Here is a 415-nt window from a genome sequence, read left to right as displayed (position 1 = left end):
AAGCAGAACAGTATATCGCTCGCGTCTTTAACGCAGACCGCAGCTACATGGTGACCAACGGTACTTCCACTGCGAACAAAATTGTTGGTATGTACTCTGCTCCGGCAGGCAGCACCATTCTGATTGACCGTAACTGCCACAAATCGCTGACCCACCTGATGATGATGAGCGATGTTACGCCAATCTATCTCCGCCCGCCCCGTAACGCTTACGGTATTCTGGGTGGTTTCCCACAGAGTGAATTCCAGCACGCTACCATTGCTAAGCGCGTGAAAGAAACACCAAACGCAACCTGGCCGGTACATGCTGTAATTACCAACTCTACCTATGATGGTCTGCTGTACAACACCGACTTCATCAAGAAAACACTGGATGTGAAATCCATCCACTTTGACTCCGCGTGGGTGCCTTACAC

The 415-nt window shown here is 50.4% G+C and carries 1 pseudogene; it reads left to right on the top strand.

Features of this window, described 5'->3' with window-relative positions:
* Window positions 1-415, top strand: a pseudogene (locus tag AEA42_RS08980) (lysine decarboxylase LdcC); the annotation flags it as partial.

Origin of the sequence: Shewanella sp. Sh95, assembly GCF_001308045.1 — a bacterium.
Classification (GTDB): Bacteria; Pseudomonadota; Gammaproteobacteria; order Enterobacterales; family Shewanellaceae; genus Shewanella; species Shewanella xiamenensis.
The sequence above is the reverse complement of the archived record's forward strand: the minus strand, read 5'-3'. Positions and strand labels throughout refer to the sequence as shown.